Annotated in this window: 14 protein-coding genes; 8 read left to right on the top strand and 6 right to left on the bottom strand. The window is 64.9% G+C overall.

The annotated features are described in order from the left end of the window. The first annotated feature begins 131 nt into the window (after positions 1–131). The 3 genes from AC1DRD_RS16605 to AC1DRD_RS16595 are packed head-to-tail and all read left to right on the top strand — an operon-like array spanning position 132 to position 5544. Positions 132–1475 (top strand): TolC family protein, encoded by a 1344-nt coding sequence (locus tag AC1DRD_RS16605; protein ID WP_478042190.1) that lies wholly within the window; start codon positions 132–134, stop codon positions 1473–1475. Then, the gene (locus tag AC1DRD_RS16600) at positions 1472–2497 is read left to right on the top strand and encodes an efflux RND transporter periplasmic adaptor subunit (RefSeq protein WP_478042189.1); all 1026 of its coding nucleotides are present in this window, start codon (positions 1472–1474) and stop codon (positions 2495–2497) included. The genes AC1DRD_RS16605 and AC1DRD_RS16600 overlap by 4 nt, the downstream gene beginning before the upstream one ends. Continuing rightward, a complete protein-coding gene (locus AC1DRD_RS16595; protein ID WP_478042188.1) occupies positions 2494–5544 on the top strand; it encodes an efflux RND transporter permease subunit in 3051 nt (1016 codons plus the stop codon). The genes AC1DRD_RS16600 and AC1DRD_RS16595 overlap by 4 nt, the downstream gene beginning before the upstream one ends. A gap of 731 nt (positions 5545–6275) precedes the next feature. Here AC1DRD_RS16595 and AC1DRD_RS16590 read toward each other — a convergent pair. After that, positions 6276–6503 carry a hypothetical protein gene (locus AC1DRD_RS16590; RefSeq protein ID WP_478042187.1) on the bottom strand — a complete coding sequence of 76 codons (228 nt, stop codon included), beginning with the start codon at positions 6501–6503 and terminating at the stop codon, positions 6276–6278. Between the two features lie 228 nt (positions 6504–6731). Then, complete coding sequence (locus tag AC1DRD_RS16585) at positions 6732–6950, bottom strand: hypothetical protein (RefSeq protein ID WP_478042186.1); 219 nt, start codon at positions 6948–6950, stop codon at positions 6732–6734. A 34-nt stretch (positions 6951–6984) separates the two neighbouring features. Between AC1DRD_RS16585 and AC1DRD_RS16580 the strand changes: the two genes are divergently transcribed. Genes AC1DRD_RS16580 through AC1DRD_RS16560 form a run of 5 tightly spaced genes read left to right on the top strand, consistent with a single transcriptional unit; the run spans position 6985 to position 10177 of the window. Then, the gene (locus AC1DRD_RS16580) at positions 6985–7809 is read left to right on the top strand and encodes a GIY-YIG nuclease family protein (protein ID WP_478042185.1); all 825 of its coding nucleotides are present in this window, start codon (positions 6985–6987) and stop codon (positions 7807–7809) included. A gap of 10 nt (positions 7810–7819) precedes the next feature. After that, positions 7820–8413 carry a hypothetical protein gene (locus AC1DRD_RS16575; RefSeq protein ID WP_478042184.1) on the top strand — a complete coding sequence of 198 codons (594 nt, stop codon included), beginning with the start codon at positions 7820–7822 and terminating at the stop codon, positions 8411–8413. Further along, complete coding sequence (locus AC1DRD_RS16570; RefSeq protein ID WP_478042183.1) at positions 8410–9051, top strand: hypothetical protein; 642 nt, start codon at positions 8410–8412, stop codon at positions 9049–9051. The genes AC1DRD_RS16575 and AC1DRD_RS16570 overlap by 4 nt, the downstream gene beginning before the upstream one ends. Beyond that, complete coding sequence (locus tag AC1DRD_RS16565; RefSeq protein WP_478042182.1) at positions 9048–9581, top strand: hypothetical protein; 534 nt, start codon at positions 9048–9050, stop codon at positions 9579–9581. The genes AC1DRD_RS16570 and AC1DRD_RS16565 overlap by 4 nt, the downstream gene beginning before the upstream one ends. 2 nt (positions 9582–9583) lie before the next feature. After that, the gene (locus tag AC1DRD_RS16560; RefSeq protein WP_478042181.1) at positions 9584–10177 is read left to right on the top strand and encodes a hypothetical protein; all 594 of its coding nucleotides are present in this window, start codon (positions 9584–9586) and stop codon (positions 10175–10177) included. A gap of 331 nt (positions 10178–10508) precedes the next feature. Here the strand turns inward: AC1DRD_RS16560 and AC1DRD_RS16555 are convergent, their stop codons facing one another. The 4 genes from AC1DRD_RS16555 to AC1DRD_RS16540 form a co-directional block, all read right to left on the bottom strand. After that, positions 10509–11474, bottom strand: a complete 966-nt coding sequence (locus tag AC1DRD_RS16555) for a threonine/serine dehydratase (RefSeq protein WP_478042180.1) — start codon at positions 11472–11474, stop codon at positions 10509–10511. Positions 11475–11497: 23 nt separating this feature from the next. Beyond that, entirely contained in the window at positions 11498–12598 is a 1101-nt protein-coding gene (locus AC1DRD_RS16550; RefSeq protein ID WP_478042179.1) for a pyridoxal phosphate-dependent aminotransferase, read from the bottom strand. Between the two features lie 294 nt (positions 12599–12892). After that, the gene (locus tag AC1DRD_RS16545) at positions 12893–13618 is read right to left on the bottom strand and encodes a helix-turn-helix transcriptional regulator (protein WP_478042178.1); all 726 of its coding nucleotides are present in this window, start codon (positions 13616–13618) and stop codon (positions 12893–12895) included. Beyond that, positions 13618–14403, bottom strand: a complete 786-nt coding sequence (locus AC1DRD_RS16540; RefSeq protein WP_478042177.1) for a pyrroline-5-carboxylate reductase — start codon at positions 14401–14403, stop codon at positions 13618–13620. Before AC1DRD_RS16540 ends, AC1DRD_RS16545 begins: the two co-directional genes overlap by 1 nt. Positions 14404–14604: the final 201 nt, after the last annotated feature.

The raw sequence follows: 14604 nt of genomic DNA, 5'->3' as shown, positions 1-14604 counted from the left end.
CGCTCCTCAGGATGATGCCCTTTGATCGTCATCACTGCCTCCTATGCGCCTGGTTCGCTGACACTCGGCTGACAGATTGTATTTTCGCATTCGTCAGGACCGTGTCAGTAGAGATTTGCTAGGGAGGAGTCATGTTGCAATCGCTCGCCCCCCGTTCCGGCCCGGCGCTCGCCCTGCTGCTGCTGGCCGGGTGCGCTTCCTATACGCCGCGCCCGCTCGCAACGACGCCGTCCGATAGCGATATCGCCGCGCTGAGTCGCGACGCGGCGACGATCGACCGGCCCTATCTCAAGCCGGCCAATGTCGATCTCTCCGCACCGCTCGACGACAATGCCATTGCGGTGATCGCGGTACTCAACAATCCGGATCTCAAGGCGATGCGGACCAAGGCCGGCGTCGCCGACGCGCAGGTCTTCTCCGCGCGCCTGTTGCCCGATCCGACCTTCAGCCTTGGGCTGGGCGGCATCCTGTCGGGGCCCGATCCGTTCAGCGAGATCGCCAGTGGGCTCGGGCTCGACCTCAATGCCCTGCGCACCGGAAAAGTCCGCCGTCAGGCGGCTGAGGCGCAGGCCAAGCAGGTGCGGCTCGATCTCGCCTGGGCCGAATGGCAGACCGCGGGGCAAGCGCGGCTGCAGGCAGTCCGCATCCGCCGGCTCCAGGGCGCGATCGATCTGCTCCGGATCGACGATACGGCGGCGCAATCCCTGCTCGGGCGCAATCTGCGCGCGGCGGCACGCGGCGATGTCGCCTCGACCAGCGTCGAAGCGGTGCGAACCGATGCCGTCGCCACCGCGGACAAATTGCGGACGGCCGAACACGATCTCGACGCCGCCCGGCTCGAACTGGTCAAGTTGCTCGGCCTGCCCCCCGAAACCCAGCTGCGGCTGGCGCCGAGCGTCGACACTGCCCCCGCGCTCGACCCCACCATGCTGACGCGGATCGCGCTCGACAATCGCCTCGATTTGCAGGCGTTGCGCGCCGGCTATGACGCGCAGGAAGCCGCGGTCCACAAGGCGATCCTCGACCAATTCCCCAGCCTCGCGCTCAACCTCAATTTCACCCGCGATACCGGCGGCAACAACATTCTCGGGCCGACGGTCGATTTCACTCTGCCGTTATGGAACCGCAATCGCGGCGGGATCGCGGTCGAGCGCGCGACGCGCGAGCAGCTCAAGGCCGAATATGACGCGCGGCTGTTCCAGACCCGCGCCGACATCGCCGCTGCCGCCAGCGCGGTGAGCCTGGCGCGGCGCCAGCGCGACGCGGTTCGCGGGCAGCTGCCCGAACTCGACCGCCTCGCGCGCGTCAGCCGCGCCGCCGCCGATCGCGGCGACGTGTCGCGCGCCACCGCGGAAACCGCCGAAGGCGCGCTGCGCGACAAACGGGTCGAACTCGCGACCGCGGACCAGACGATCGACGAAGCGATGATCGCGCTCGAATTGCTGACGGGCGTGCCCAGGGAGGATTGGAAATGAAGGCCGGACTGGCATTGACCCTGGCGATCCTGCTCGCCGCTTGCGGCTCGAGCGAGGATGCCGCCGACAGCGAGGCCAAACCGGTTGCGCTGGTCGCGCTCGCCCCCGCGCGACAGGGCGCGGTCGACGAGACGCTGACCGTCTATGGCGCGGTCGAGGCCGGCGCGATGGGCAAGCATGTACTCGCCGCACCTGCCGAAGCGACCGTCGTCGCGATCGAAGCGCCGGTCGGCACCAAAGTCGGTGCCGGACAAGTGGTGGTCCGCCTCGCGCCCAGCCCAACCAGCCGGCTCGACTACGCCAAGGCCGCGACCGATGCCGCCACCGCCCAGGCAGCCTATGCCCGCGCGCAACGGCTCCGCGCCGACGGGCTGGTCAGCGACGCCGACGTCGAAACCGCGCGCGCCGCGGCGCAAAGCGCGGGCGCAACCCGCGCCAGCCTGGGCGCGCGCAACGGCGCGCTGACCTTGCGTGCGCCGACCGCCGGCTTCGTCGAAAGCGTGGCGTCGGCGCCCGGCGACCTGGTCGCGCCCGGTACCGCGGTCGCCTCGATCGCCGGCTCGGGCAATCTGCGCGCGCGCTTCGGCATCGACCCTGCCCAGGCCTCGCGCGTCAGGCCCGGCATGGTACTGCGCGTCACGCCGCCGAGCGGCATTCCCTTCTCCGCGCCAGTGCTGTCGGTCGACCCGGTGGTCGACCCGACCACCAAGCTCGCGTCGCTGTTCGTCAACGTGCCCGCCGGGTCGGGAATCGGCACCAATTCCGCGCTCAATGGCCAACTCGACCTGGGCAGCACCGGCGGTGGCGCGGCGCTGACGATACCCTATGCCGCGCTGCTCGACGATGCCGGCCAGCCTTATGTCTTCGTCGTCGCCAAGGGTGTCGCGCATCGCCGCGACGTCGAGACCGGCGCGGTCAGCGGCGACCGCATCGTCATCGCCAAGGGCTTGAAGCCCGGCGACCAGGTCGTGACCGAGGGCGGCACCGCGCTCGAGGACGGCATGCAGGTGCGCACCAAATGAGCGCCGCGCTCTCGCGTCACGCGCGGTCGATCTGGCTCGCGGTTGCCTTGCTGACCCTGGGCGGCCTGCTCGCCGCGACCCGGCTGCCGGTCAGCCTGTTCCCGCATATCGACTATCCCCGCGTCGTCGTCGCGGTCGATGCCGGCGATCGCGACGCCGCGCAAATGGCTGCCGAGATCACGCGCCCGATCGAAGTCGCGCTGCGAGCGGTGCCCGGGGTCACGCGGATCCGCTCGACCACCAGCCGCGGCTCGGCCGAGGTCGCGCTCAATTTCGACTGGGGCGACGACATGGCCCAGGCGACGCTCGCGACGCAGGGCGCGATCGCGACGATCCTGCCCGATCTCCCCGCCGGCACGCGGTTCGACGTCCGCCGCTCGGACCCGACGATCTTCCCGGTGCTCGGCATCGCGCTGACCTCGGACAATCTCGACCAGCAGGCACTGCGCCAGATCGCCGAGCTCAAGGTGCTGCCCGCACTGTCGACCGTGCCTGGCGTCGCCGGCGTCGACATACTCGGCGGTTCCCCGCGCGAATTCGCGGTCGATGTCGACCCCGGCCGCCTCCAGGCGCTCGGCCTGACTTTGCCCGATGTCGCCACCGCGATCGGCAAGGCCAATAGCGTGCGCGGCGTCGGCAAGATGGAGGATCGCCACCGGCTCTACCTCGTTTTGGTCGAGAACCGCGTCGCCTCCGCCGCCGATATCGCCGCCATCCCGGTCAAGTCGGGCCAGACCAGCGGCGCCGGGCTGGTCACGCTCGGCCAGATCGCACGCATCCACCCCGCCCCCGCCCCCGATTTCACCAAGGTCACCTCGAACGGCCGCAACGCCGTTTTGGTCAATGTCCGCCAGGCGCTGACCGGCGACACCGTGACGATCGTCAAGGCGGTCGACGCACGCCTCAAGCAGGCCGGCCTGCCGCCGAGCGTCAAGGCCACGCCATTCTACGACCAGTCCGAGCTCGTCACCGGCGCTGCCGACGCGGTGCGCGACGCGATCATCCTCGGCGCGATCCTGGCCGGCCTCGTGCTGTTCCTGTTCCTGCGCTCGGGTCGGCTGATGCTGATCACCGGGCTGATGCTGCCCGCGGTGCTCGCGGCGACCTGCCTCGCTTTGTTCGCGCTCCACATGAGCTTCAACATGATGACCCTGGGCGGCATGGCTGCCGCGGTCGGGCTGGTCGTCGACGACGCCGTGGTGATGCTCGAACATGTCATGCGCCGCATGCAGGAAAAGCGTGCGACGACGCCGCCGACCTTGCTCGAGGCCGCCGCCGAAATGGGCCGCCCGCTGGTCGGATCGACCATGGCGACGATCATCGTGTTCCTGCCGCTCGCCTTCGTCAGTGGGGTCACCGGCGGCTTCTTCCAGGCGCTCGCGGTGACGATGGTCGCCGCGCTCGCGGTGTCGCTACTCTACGCCCGCTATGTCATCCCGCTGATCGCCGCGCACTGGCTGCGCGACAAGGATGCCGAGGCGGCCGAGCGCGCCGGCGGGTTCATGGGACGGCTGGGCAGCTGGTATTCCACAGCGGGCGACCGCGCGTTCAAGCGGCCGGCGGTGTTCGCCGGGATCGTCGCCGCCACACTCGTCGTGCTTGGCATCCTGGCGTGGAGCCACGTTCCGTCGGGTTTCATGCCGGCGATGGACGAAGGCGGCTTCGTGCTCGACTATAAGGCGCAATCGGGCGCCAGCCTCGAAGATACCGACCGCCTGCTCCGCCAGGTCGAGGATATCATCCGCGCCACGCCCGAAGTCGCGAGCTATTCGCGGCGCACCGGCCTGCAGCTCGGCGGCGGCCTGACCGAGGCCGACGAAGGCGATTACTTCATCCGATTGAAGGGCGGATCGCGCCGGCCGATCGAAGACGTGATGGCCGATATCCGCCAGCAAGTCGCGGCCAAGGTGCCGGGGCTCGAGGTCGAATTGATCCAGCTGATGGAAGATCTGATCGGCGACCTCACCGCGGTGCCCGAGCCGATCGAGGTCAAATTGTTCGGCGACGATCCCAAGCAACTCGCCGACGCCGCCGCCAAGGTCGGCGGGGCGATCGGCAAGATCGACGGCGTGGTCGAAGTGGTCGACGGACTGCGCGTCGCGGGCGACGCCGTCAGCGTGCGCGTCGACCCCGGCGCCGCCGCGCAACAGGGGCTCGACCCCGATGCCGTGGCGAGCCAGGTCGAGGCGCTGGTCGGCGGATCGGCCGCGACCAATGTCCGCGCCGGCGAGCAACTGGTCGGCGTCCGCGTCCGCGCGCCAGAGGAATTGCGCCGCCGCACCGACCAGATCGCGGCGCTCGTCCTGACTGCACCCGACGGCCATGCCGTGCGGCTGGGATCGATCGCCAAGATCTCGATCGACCCGGGCCAGCAGCAATTGACCCGCGAGGACCTCGCGCCGTTCATCGCGGTGACCGCGCGGCTCGAAGGTCGCGATCTCGGTTCAGGCATGCGCGATGTGAAATCGACGGTCGACGGGCTGCACCTGCCCGCGTCGGTCCGGGTCGATTATGGCGGCCTCTATGCCGAGCAGCAGAAGAGCTTCGCCGACCTCAGCCTGGTATTCGCCGCGGCCGTCCTGCTCACCGCTCTGTTGCTGACCCTGTTGTTCGAGCGGCTCGCCTGGACCGGGGCAGCGCTCGCCACGATCCTATTGTCCGCCGCGGCGGTGCTCGCCGGGCTGTGGGCGACGGGGATCGAGCTCAACATCTCGGCGCTGATGGGGCTGACGATGGTGGTCGGCATGGTCACTGAGCTGGTGATCTTCTTCCTCGCGGAAATCGATCGCGACGCCCCGCTGACGCTGGAGGCGCTGCGCGAAGCGGGCGCCAAAAGGCTGCGGCCGATCCTGATGTCGGCGCTGATCGCGGTACTGACCCTGGCGCCGCTGGCGTTGGGCGTGAGCCGGGGAGCGGGTCTGCAGCAACCGCTGGCTACCGCGATCATCTTCGGACTGGCGGCAGCGGTGCCATTGGTGCTGCTGTTCCTGCCAGCGGCCTTGTGGTCGTTCGCGAGCGTGCGGCGGCGGGATGTCCGGACGGCCTGATCGATAGCGACGGTCTCACATCGTCATGCCGGGCTTGTCCCGGCATCCAACGTGCCGCAACGGCTGGAGTCCTTTTGGGAGGCTTGGCCCCCGGACCAAGTCCAGAGTGACCGGAGAAGTTGGGAGCGATCTAGGCGGTGAAGCCATAAACGCCCGCATAAGAACAAGGGCAGAGCGGTTGAAAATGAACGGAAAGCTGACGTCCCGACCCTAAAGGTTTGGCGATTCCGTAGTTGACAAACCTACTGGCCAGACTGCTCGTTTTTGAGCGAGTCGCGTAGCGCTTGAGCTAGCTCTGCCCGCGTCGCAACCCGGCGCTGCTCCATCATCCAGAGAGACAGAAACACGAACCCCATCGCGACGACGTGGAGTAGATTGGATTCAAAGCCAAAAAGAAGGACGCCGGCAGCCACAACCGAGCAGAAAGCCGCGATCCGCCATTGTTTGGGGCTCACTCGGCTTTCTCCACCGGCTTGTCCTTCGCCAGCTTCCGCACGCCCTCGTCAAAGCGGGCTTGATCGTCGTCGGTCATGCCTAGATAAAGACACGTTCCGCCAACATCTGCAATTGGGTCGCGAGCCGCTTTGGATGGTGCGTCAGCTAGGCGCCCTAAAGCCGGACGTTCAGCCAATCAGGCCGTGCCCCGTAAGCTGCCGTTCGTTCATGTAGGTAGGGAATGTACGAAACTAGTGGGAAGCGGACATCAGTGGAACCGCCTGAATGATGGTCCACTATTCGTGAAGCCACGCAAGTCTCGCCTTTGCGTCAGCTTCGACTGCTTGCACAGACTCATAGAGGCCAGATAAATCATCGATTGCCCATTCGGGCGGAGCCTGAAAATCCGGATCGTTCCGGTACCTATCGTCGAAGGTAACGTAACGATATAAGCCGCCAGAGTTTACCTCGATGTCGAGGCGGTGCTTACCGTCTTTGCTGATGATTTGCTTGACCGTTTCCACCTGTTGATCTTCGCAAAATACCGAGGAAACGTCGAGGCTGGATCGAGATCGCCGAACGCCCGCAATTGGGCGCAAGCGGCTATCGCTCCGATCGGCAACGGCAGCTACGCGCCCCAATTGTCGCCGTCCATCGCGTCGATCGCTGTTCCTAAAACCCGCCATTCATGCGCGTTCGCGTTCGCGCACTGGTCAAGGTCTGGAGCTGGGACTTACCTGCCGTCCCAGAGCTCAGCCGCGAGCGACGGGCTCCGTCCCATACTGCCGTTGCGCCCACCATAGGGCCGCTATGAACAGGACCGGCCCGAGAAAAGCATAGAGGCGCTTGTCAGCTTCTTCGCGCGCGATTTGACGGATACGCTCATCTGGGTCGTCACCACTGAGGCGTTCGCTCAGCTTCGTCACCTTGTCGAGATATTCGTCCTCTTCCTGACCGCGCAGATTCGTCATCGCATTCACCCGGAGCGCGGTTACTATCGTGGACATGGGGCTGACATTCAACGCGATACTCGACGGATACGACATCGACCCGCGACAGGTGCGGTTGCTGCGCCACCAGAATGGCGCGGTGAACGGCCGCACGCTCTATTCGCTCTGGCGCGACGATCACTCCAGCTTTATCGCCTATCAGAACATCCAATCGAGCCAGAACCGCTCCCGGCTGACATCGCCATATTGGGCGGCGTTCATTGTCACGCCCGCGCAGTCGAATATGTTCGTCGGCCTGTATGAGATCGAGCGGATCGGCGAATGCCCCGAGGGGACGATCGATCCGTTCCGGTTGCACGATGTCACGGGTCTAGACCTTTACCGCTCCACGCTCGTGGGCATCTCCGAACCCGACATAGGCCGCATCTTCATCGATTGGGGACCGGGCACGCGCACATGGGCGCAGAAGGCCGCGGATCAGCCGAAACCCATTTTGGAGATAACCCGCACATTCCGGGAAGAGGAATTTCCCGGCTACACCCGCTTCATCGCCAACCTCTCGACCATCGAGGCGCTTCCTTCGTCTTGGCTGGCGACGCTGGGCGCGGCGAAGGGGATTTACCTCCTGACATGCCCACGCACGAAAGAGCAGTATGTGGGATCGGCCTATGGCGAGGACGGGTTCTTAGGCCGGTGGCTCACCTATGTCCGCGACGGACACGGCGGTAATGTCGTCCTCAAGAGCCGAGACAAGTCGGATTATCAGGTTTCCATTTTGGAGGTGTGCGGCTCGGCGGCGTCGATGGAGGAAATCATCGCGACCGAGGGGCTTTGGAAAGCCAAGCTGCAAACGCGCGAGATGGGATTGAATGGAAATTAAGGGGGCGGCCTTGGACGCATCGACTGTGGATGAAGCGCCGAAGGTGAAGCGGCGATGGAATTGGTGGAAGATCGGCTTCTTCGTGATGCTGTTCTTATTCGAAGGCGCTCGCGAATGGGCTGTGATCGCAACATACGAACCTCCGAAGATCGCCGTGTCCAATTACGTCGGTCGGGTTCAGACACTCGTAACGGCGACCGGGCGCTGGCAGCGGCTGGATGGCGGATCGCCGATGGTGCCGGGCGCGACGAAAATCACCTGTTGGCAGAACGAGGGCAAATGCTACGAGGTCAGCTATGACTTTCTGAACGGCTACGTGGGCGAACCAAGTCTGGACGTTTTCGACGCGAAATTCTCCGACGATGCCGTGACGTATGAGAACGATAATCCGAAATGCGCGCGCTACGCCGTTCGGATCGATCTCAAGTTGAAGAAGGTCATCGCAACCCGTGACCGGAAGGAAAATCCGGCAGAGGGCACCTGTCAGAACATGGAGCGCCGCATCGAAATGACGCTCGGCGACGGCTTCGTGTTCACGCACCTTGAGGACGAGCATTTTCTTCCGATATTCTGGCTCATCGCCAAAGCGTTCGGAAGCAAATGACGGATAAACAGCCACGCATCCGCGCGAAGATCACGAACGATTGGGTGGATTATCCGCACAACGATCTGTCGAACGCGGCATGGTTATTCCGCGAGCGCATCAAGAAGGCTTTCGCGGAGAAGGAGCGGACGGACGGCATATTCCTCGACATGATGGCGTGCGTCACCATGATCGCGTTCTCGCTTGAGGGATATGTGAACTTCATTGGGGCGAAGCTGCTCGACGGGAAGCCTGACGAGTGGAAGGACTTTGAACGCGAGACAGTGCGGGAGAAGATCAAAGCTATCCGCAAAATCACCGGCATTGAGATCGACTGGAATAAGCGCCCATACGTCACGACAGCGAAACTGGTCGACCTCCGCAACATGCTCGCGCATCCGAAAGCCCACAAGGCCGAGCCGAGAGAATGGATCGCCGAGGGCACTGACAGCGCGTTCAAGAAGGTGCTTCGCGACTATGAACCCGAGTGGGTGAAGATCATCAGTGAGGCATTCATTGACGAGGCATACGAAGACGTTGAGGCGATCTGGAAAAGCCTTCTGGCAGCCGCAGGTATCGAAGAACATGAATCGTGGAGCGGCGGTTCGCAGGGCTTTGAGTTGATCGACTTCCTACCACCGGAGAACGGACAGAAGTGACCGACAAGCCTGATCTGCCCGATGTTGACGAAGCCGCGACGAAGGAGTTCTGCGCGGCCATAGGTGAACTGATCCTGTGGGCCAGCCTGATAGACGAGCAGTTGAACAAGGCGTTGGTCGGCATGTTCGCGCTTCCTGAAAATGCCATGATCGAACCTATCGTCGCGCAGTTGGATGCCAGGCCGAAAGCGGAACTGCTGAAAAAGCGGGCGAAGACGATCCCCAGCAAGGATTGGAAGAACGGCATCACGAATTGGGTCGAGCGTGCCGAGAAGGCGAATGCAAACCGCAACACCGTCGCCCATCACGCCATCCGCATCGAGGGCGGCACCATTACCCTCCATACCAGCCAGCTTGGAAAAATCCTGAGCAATCTCAAGGACAATGACGGGAAGCTGGAAGCGGGCGACCGGAAGGGGCTGAGCGACATTCAGGCTTGGATCGATCAAGCCCGCAACACCTATATCGAAGGCCAGAACATCATCGCGAATTTGGATCGGTTTCGCGAGGCCGCGGCGAAGGCAGTCTGACGATGGCGAAGCTACCCAAGTTCTATCAATCGGACTCCGTGCTGCAAAACAGCGAGTTCGGCGAACTGGCACGACACCTCGGCTTTGTGGTCATCGTATGGGGCCTGGTCGAGGATGCCACACGGGAATTGCTCGATAGCGTTGCGCTTATCGGCGAGCGCAACACGACCGTCAGAACGACAGTTTTGAGCATGACGCCGTTTCGTGGCCAGATCGACATTCTGCGACGGACGGCATTCATCCATCAGCCCGACAGCGATTGGTTCAAAGAGCTAGACGCGGTGCTGAGCGAGATAGAAGGTAAGTTGCATGAGCAGCGCAATCGCTTCATCCACGATCCGTGGGTAGAGGACGACGACGGGAAAATCGTTCGCACGGCGCGGGGCAAGCTGGAGGTCAGCGTCAGCAAGGACAAGAAGGGCAACCGATCCCTCAAGATACTTGAGCCGAAGCCGGCCACGCTGGCCGAGATTACCGACTTTCTCGACAAGGCATACGCTTGCTACCACAAGCTGATCCAGTCCCGACGCGACTATCTGGTCTGGCTTGTCGCGAGCGATGCACGACCGGCTTGGTTCGATGACGTGATGGATTGAGATGGTTTTCGGAAAATCTGAGGATGCGGCCGGATTCTCAAGGGCGAGGATAGAGTAGATTGGCCTAACCATACGGCAGCTTCGGACAGGTTCGGACGTCTGGGTCAGCGGACGCGAACGGCTTGAACTGGTCGGAAACGGCCATAGCCGGTTTGTCCCGTTGAACGTCCGTTAATCCACCATCGCTTCCCGAAACCTGCCAGTCGGCAATCGCCCACTTCCTGCCATTCCTTTTGGCGGTGATCGATGCCCGCAAGTGGGTCGCTTGCCGACAGACCGCTTTGCGAGTCCTTGGCCCAGCTAGCGATCGGGCAAATGGACCTGCGCGCCCCTAATCAGCCCGCCCCATCTCAAGCGCGCCAAGATACGTATCCAGCGCCACATTCCGCCCGCACAGCACCACCGCGACCTTCTTGCCCCGATAGCGCTCGGCGACCTGGACCAGCCCGGCCAGCGCGGCCCCTGCAGCACCCTCGACCATCCAGCGATCGCTCTCGGCGAGCCGCCGCATCGCCTGGGCGATTTCCAATTCGCTGACCCGGACCGTCTCATCGATCACTTGCCGGCAGATTTCGAAGGTTACCGATCCCGGCTCGATCGCGCCCGCCGACCCATCGGACAAGGTCGGGCTCTCGGCCGTCTCGATGATCTCGCCCGCTTCGAGCGAGTCGAGCATGCAGGTCGAGGCCGCGGGCGATACCGCGACGATCCGCGTCCTGGGCGACAGCGCCTTGAACACCGTCCCCACGCCGCCGGTCAGACCGCCGCCACCCGTGCAGATGAACACCGCGTCGAGGTCGTCGGCCTGCTCGATCAGCTCGAGCCCCATCGTCCCCTGCCCGCCCATCGTGTCGTAATCGTTATACGGCGGGATGTACGGCACGCCGCGCCGCTCGGCCTCGGCGCGCGCCTGCAACTCGCCGTTGAGCGAATTGCCCTCGACGGTCACCAATTTGGCGCCCAGCGCGCGGATCGCGTCGAGCTTCATCTGCGGCGCGCTGTCGTTGACATAGACGGTGGCGCCGATCCCGAACGCCGCGGCGGCATGCGCGACCGCGCGGCCGTGATTGCCGGTCGAGGCGGTAAACACCTCTTCATGATCGGGCGCGAGCAGCCGCACCTTGTTGGTCGCGCCGCGCAGCTTGAACGATCCGGTCGGCTGAAGGTGATCGCATTTGAGCCAGAGGTCGCAGCCGAGCGCGTCGGACAGCGCGTCGCTGCGCTGGAGCGGCGAGACCAGGACGTGCGGGCGGATCGCGACATGAGCGTCACGGATGCGGTCGATCAGGGCGGTCATGTTGGATCCTTGGACTGGGAGGGTCAGCCGCGCAGCGCGGCGGAAATACCGACGAGCCCGGCCTCGAGCTGGTCGGCGGTCGGCCAGGCATAGCCGACCCGGAAATAGCGGTCGGACATCTCGAACCAATGGCCCGGGCCGACATAGGTGCCATGATCCTGGAGCAGGCGGCGATAGAAGGCGTCGGTGCCGCCCGGCGGGTCGGCCTTCATCCGCGGGAAGCACACCACGCCGCCCGACGGACGCACCCATTCGAGCAATTCCTCACCCGCCATCCACTCCGCGACGCGGTCGAGCCGGCGGCGCCATTCGGTGAGCGTCGGGGCCAGGAAGGCGTCGCGCTTGGCCAGGATTTCCTCGGCGACCCATTCGTTGATCACACTGCCGCAGATACTGATCTGCTCCTTGGCGGCGAGGAATATTTCCATCAGCGCGGGATCGGTATTGATCATCCAGCCGACGCGGATGCCGGGCACGCCGAACGCCTTGGACAGCGACGCGACGCTGATCACGTGGTTGCCGAGCGACGCCGCGATCGGCAGCTTGGTGGTGATCGCGAGGTCGCGATAGGTCTCGTCGACCAGCAGCAGGCAATTGCGCTCGGCGGCGAGCGCGACCAGCGCGTTGAGATCGGCTTGGCTCATCATCACGCCGGTCGGGTTGTGCGGACAGGTGACGCTGATCAATTTGGTCGCGGGCGTAATCGCCGCCGCGATTGTGTCGAGGTCGAGCGCGAAGCCACTCTCGAACTCGAGATCGACGAAGCCGATCTGGCAACCGATCGCGCGCGGCGTCTCGATATTGGTCGCGTAATTGGGGCGGACCACGACGAGATGATCGTCCTTGCTCAGCAAGGCGGTGGCGATGATGAACAGCGCGCCCGCCGCACCGCCGCAGATCAGCACGTCGTCGACCGCGAGGCCCGGCGTCTCCTCGATGATCAGCGAGCGCAACCGCTCGCTGCCGCGATGCTCGCCGTACAGCAGGGTCAGATCGGGGACGGTCAGGCCCAGGCTGCCGATCGACTGATCGACGATCGAGCTCTCGGACAGATTGTTGCGGATGTTGCCGTACCCATATTCCTCGGGCGATTCGACCTCGATCGGCATCCGGACGTAACGCATCGTCTTCCCTTTCCTGGCCCCGTGCGGGCACGCGCGATTGTGCCGGATCGGCGCCGCGGCGCCATCCCTCTTGAGAGGGGGGAGGTCGTATTCCTGCGCCCTGCGTTTTCGCGGAAACCAAGAACCAGAAATAGTCTGGCGCCGACCGATGCTCAGATTTTCCACGTCATGCCGGGCTTGTCCCGGCATCCACCGGGCCTCCGGGCCCGGCCCAGGAGCCTCTTGCCCTGGGGATCGCGGCACGGTGGACCCCGGCACAAGGCCGGGGTGACGGCAATTTCCAGTTTCTCAGCCTCAATGAACCGACGCGAACAACTCCGCGAGCGACGCTATACCCAGCTTGCGAAATATCTGCTTACGGTGATCCTTGACCGTATGCCGGCTGATCCCGAGCCGCAGCGCGATGGCATCGCTCGAACAGCCGAGCAGCAGCAAATCGCACACCTGGTTCTCGCGCGGCGAGAGACACGTGCGGAGCGTGGCGCCCTCGCCGGTCAGAGCGCGATGGCGCTCGAACGCCGCGGCGATCGGCGTCGCGGCGGCGTCGAGCGCGCGCAGGATCGCGGCCGGTGCCGCATGGCGTCCGCGCTCGCGATAGAGACCGAGCTCGATCGTCCCACCCCAGCCGCGCAGATGCAGCCCGAGTTCTTCCTGCCGCTCGGGCCAGCCCGCGGTGCGGAACCCCAATTCCTCTTCGGGCGCGGGTACCAGCCAGGGGCGCAGCGCCGCGATGCGATCGGGTGCGGTGCCGGCGAAATCGCGCGCGCGCACCACGCCAGGCCGCGCCAGCATCGGGTTGATGCGATGCGTCACGCGCGCATAGGTCTCGATCGCCTCGCGCCGCCCGATCCGGTCGAAATCGTCGAACAGCACGCGCGGCCGATCACCATCGGGATGCAGGACGATCGCGGCGAGATCGAAGCCGGCGAACCGCCGCACGCTGTCGGCCGCCGCGGCAAGGAAATCGGGGGCGCCGATCGCCCCGATCACGTCGCCGATCAGGTCATGCGCCGCTTGCATCAGTCCTTGATCCCGCGGCCCGCGCGCAACCGCGCCAGCACGCCGTCGAGCGCCTGGTCGAGGTCGGGCAGCACGCCGTCGCGCGTGATCGCGCGGAACACCTGCTCGTTGATCCCGCCGCGGGTCTGATATTCGTCAGCGAGTTGCGCGAAACTCCGTTCGGGCGCGGCGGGCGAGGCGCTGCCGAGACCTTCGAGCATCTGGGCCATGAAGGCGTGCGCCTTGCCGGCATCAACGCCGTTCGCTTCCATCCACGATGTCACCGTCCGCGCGAAGGCGAAATAGCTGCTCATCGTCGCGGTCGCGGCGCTGAACACGTCGAACTCGCTTTCGTCGCCAAGCTCGATCGCGATGCCGAGCCGGTCGTAGAGCGCCTTCACCTGCGCGTCGGGCGGGAAGACCGCGGTCGGCCCCTGCCCGCGCGCGACCGGCGGCAGCGGCACCGCGCGCGTCACGGTCGCGGCCGGCGCTGTGACCTCGTGGAGATAATCGAGCGAGATCGTCGCGATCAGGCTGAGGACATGCTGGTCGGGGCGGAAAGCGAGCGGCCGCAGCACTTCATCGGCAATCTGCGGACGGACCGAGAGGACCACCATGTCGCTGGCATCGACCACCGCCTGGTTGTCGGCCGCGACCGTCACATTGGGGAAACGCGCGGCGAGGTCGGCGGCGATATCGGCGTTGCGCGGGGAGACGATAATCGGCTCGCTGCCGGAGATCGCCAGCCCCTCAATCATCGCCGCCGCGATCGTGCCCGTACCGACGAAGCCTATTGTCCCGACCACCTATCACCTCCCGCAGATTGTTCTAATTCTTACTACAATACAATTATGATCGTGTCGATGGTCCACGGATTCCCCTCCCTGAAAGGGAGGGGCTAGGGGTGGGTGTAGCGTCGGGCGAGGCTCGATGCCTCGTCCGAGGCTGTTTAGCGCGAAGCCAGAGGGTCTCTATTGGCGCGCAGACGCGCGCACCCACCCAGCGTC

Source organism: Sphingomonas sp. P4_G2 (assembly GCF_056401155.1).
The sequence above is the reverse complement of the archived record's forward strand: the minus strand, read 5'-3'. Positions and strand labels throughout refer to the sequence as shown.

What these genes read in the sequence shown, in the direction of transcription:
- AC1DRD_RS16555 (WP_478042180.1), bottom strand. Translation starts at nt 11,474, where the DNA reads ATGACCGCCCTGATCGACCGCATCCGTGACGCTCATGTCGCGATCCGC.
- AC1DRD_RS16550 (WP_478042179.1), bottom strand. Translation starts at nt 12,598, where the DNA reads ATGCGTTACGTCCGGATGCCGATCGAGGTCGAATCGCCCGAGGAATAT.
- AC1DRD_RS16595 (WP_478042188.1), top strand. Translation starts at nt 2,494, where the DNA reads ATGAGCGCCGCGCTCTCGCGTCACGCGCGGTCGATCTGGCTCGCGGTT.
- AC1DRD_RS16580 (WP_478042185.1), top strand. Translation starts at nt 6,985, where the DNA reads ATGGGGCTGACATTCAACGCGATACTCGACGGATACGACATCGACCCG.
- AC1DRD_RS16560 (WP_478042181.1), top strand. Translation starts at nt 9,584, where the DNA reads ATGGCGAAGCTACCCAAGTTCTATCAATCGGACTCCGTGCTGCAAAAC.
- AC1DRD_RS16605 (WP_478042190.1), top strand. Translation starts at nt 132, where the DNA reads ATGTTGCAATCGCTCGCCCCCCGTTCCGGCCCGGCGCTCGCCCTGCTG.
- AC1DRD_RS16545 (WP_478042178.1), bottom strand. Translation starts at nt 13,618, where the DNA reads ATGCAAGCGGCGCATGACCTGATCGGCGACGTGATCGGGGCGATCGGC.
- AC1DRD_RS16570 (WP_478042183.1), top strand. Translation starts at nt 8,410, where the DNA reads ATGACGGATAAACAGCCACGCATCCGCGCGAAGATCACGAACGATTGG.
- AC1DRD_RS16585 (WP_478042186.1), bottom strand. Translation starts at nt 6,950, where the DNA reads ATGACGAATCTGCGCGGTCAGGAAGAGGACGAATATCTCGACAAGGTG.
- AC1DRD_RS16600 (WP_478042189.1), top strand. Translation starts at nt 1,472, where the DNA reads ATGAAGGCCGGACTGGCATTGACCCTGGCGATCCTGCTCGCCGCTTGC.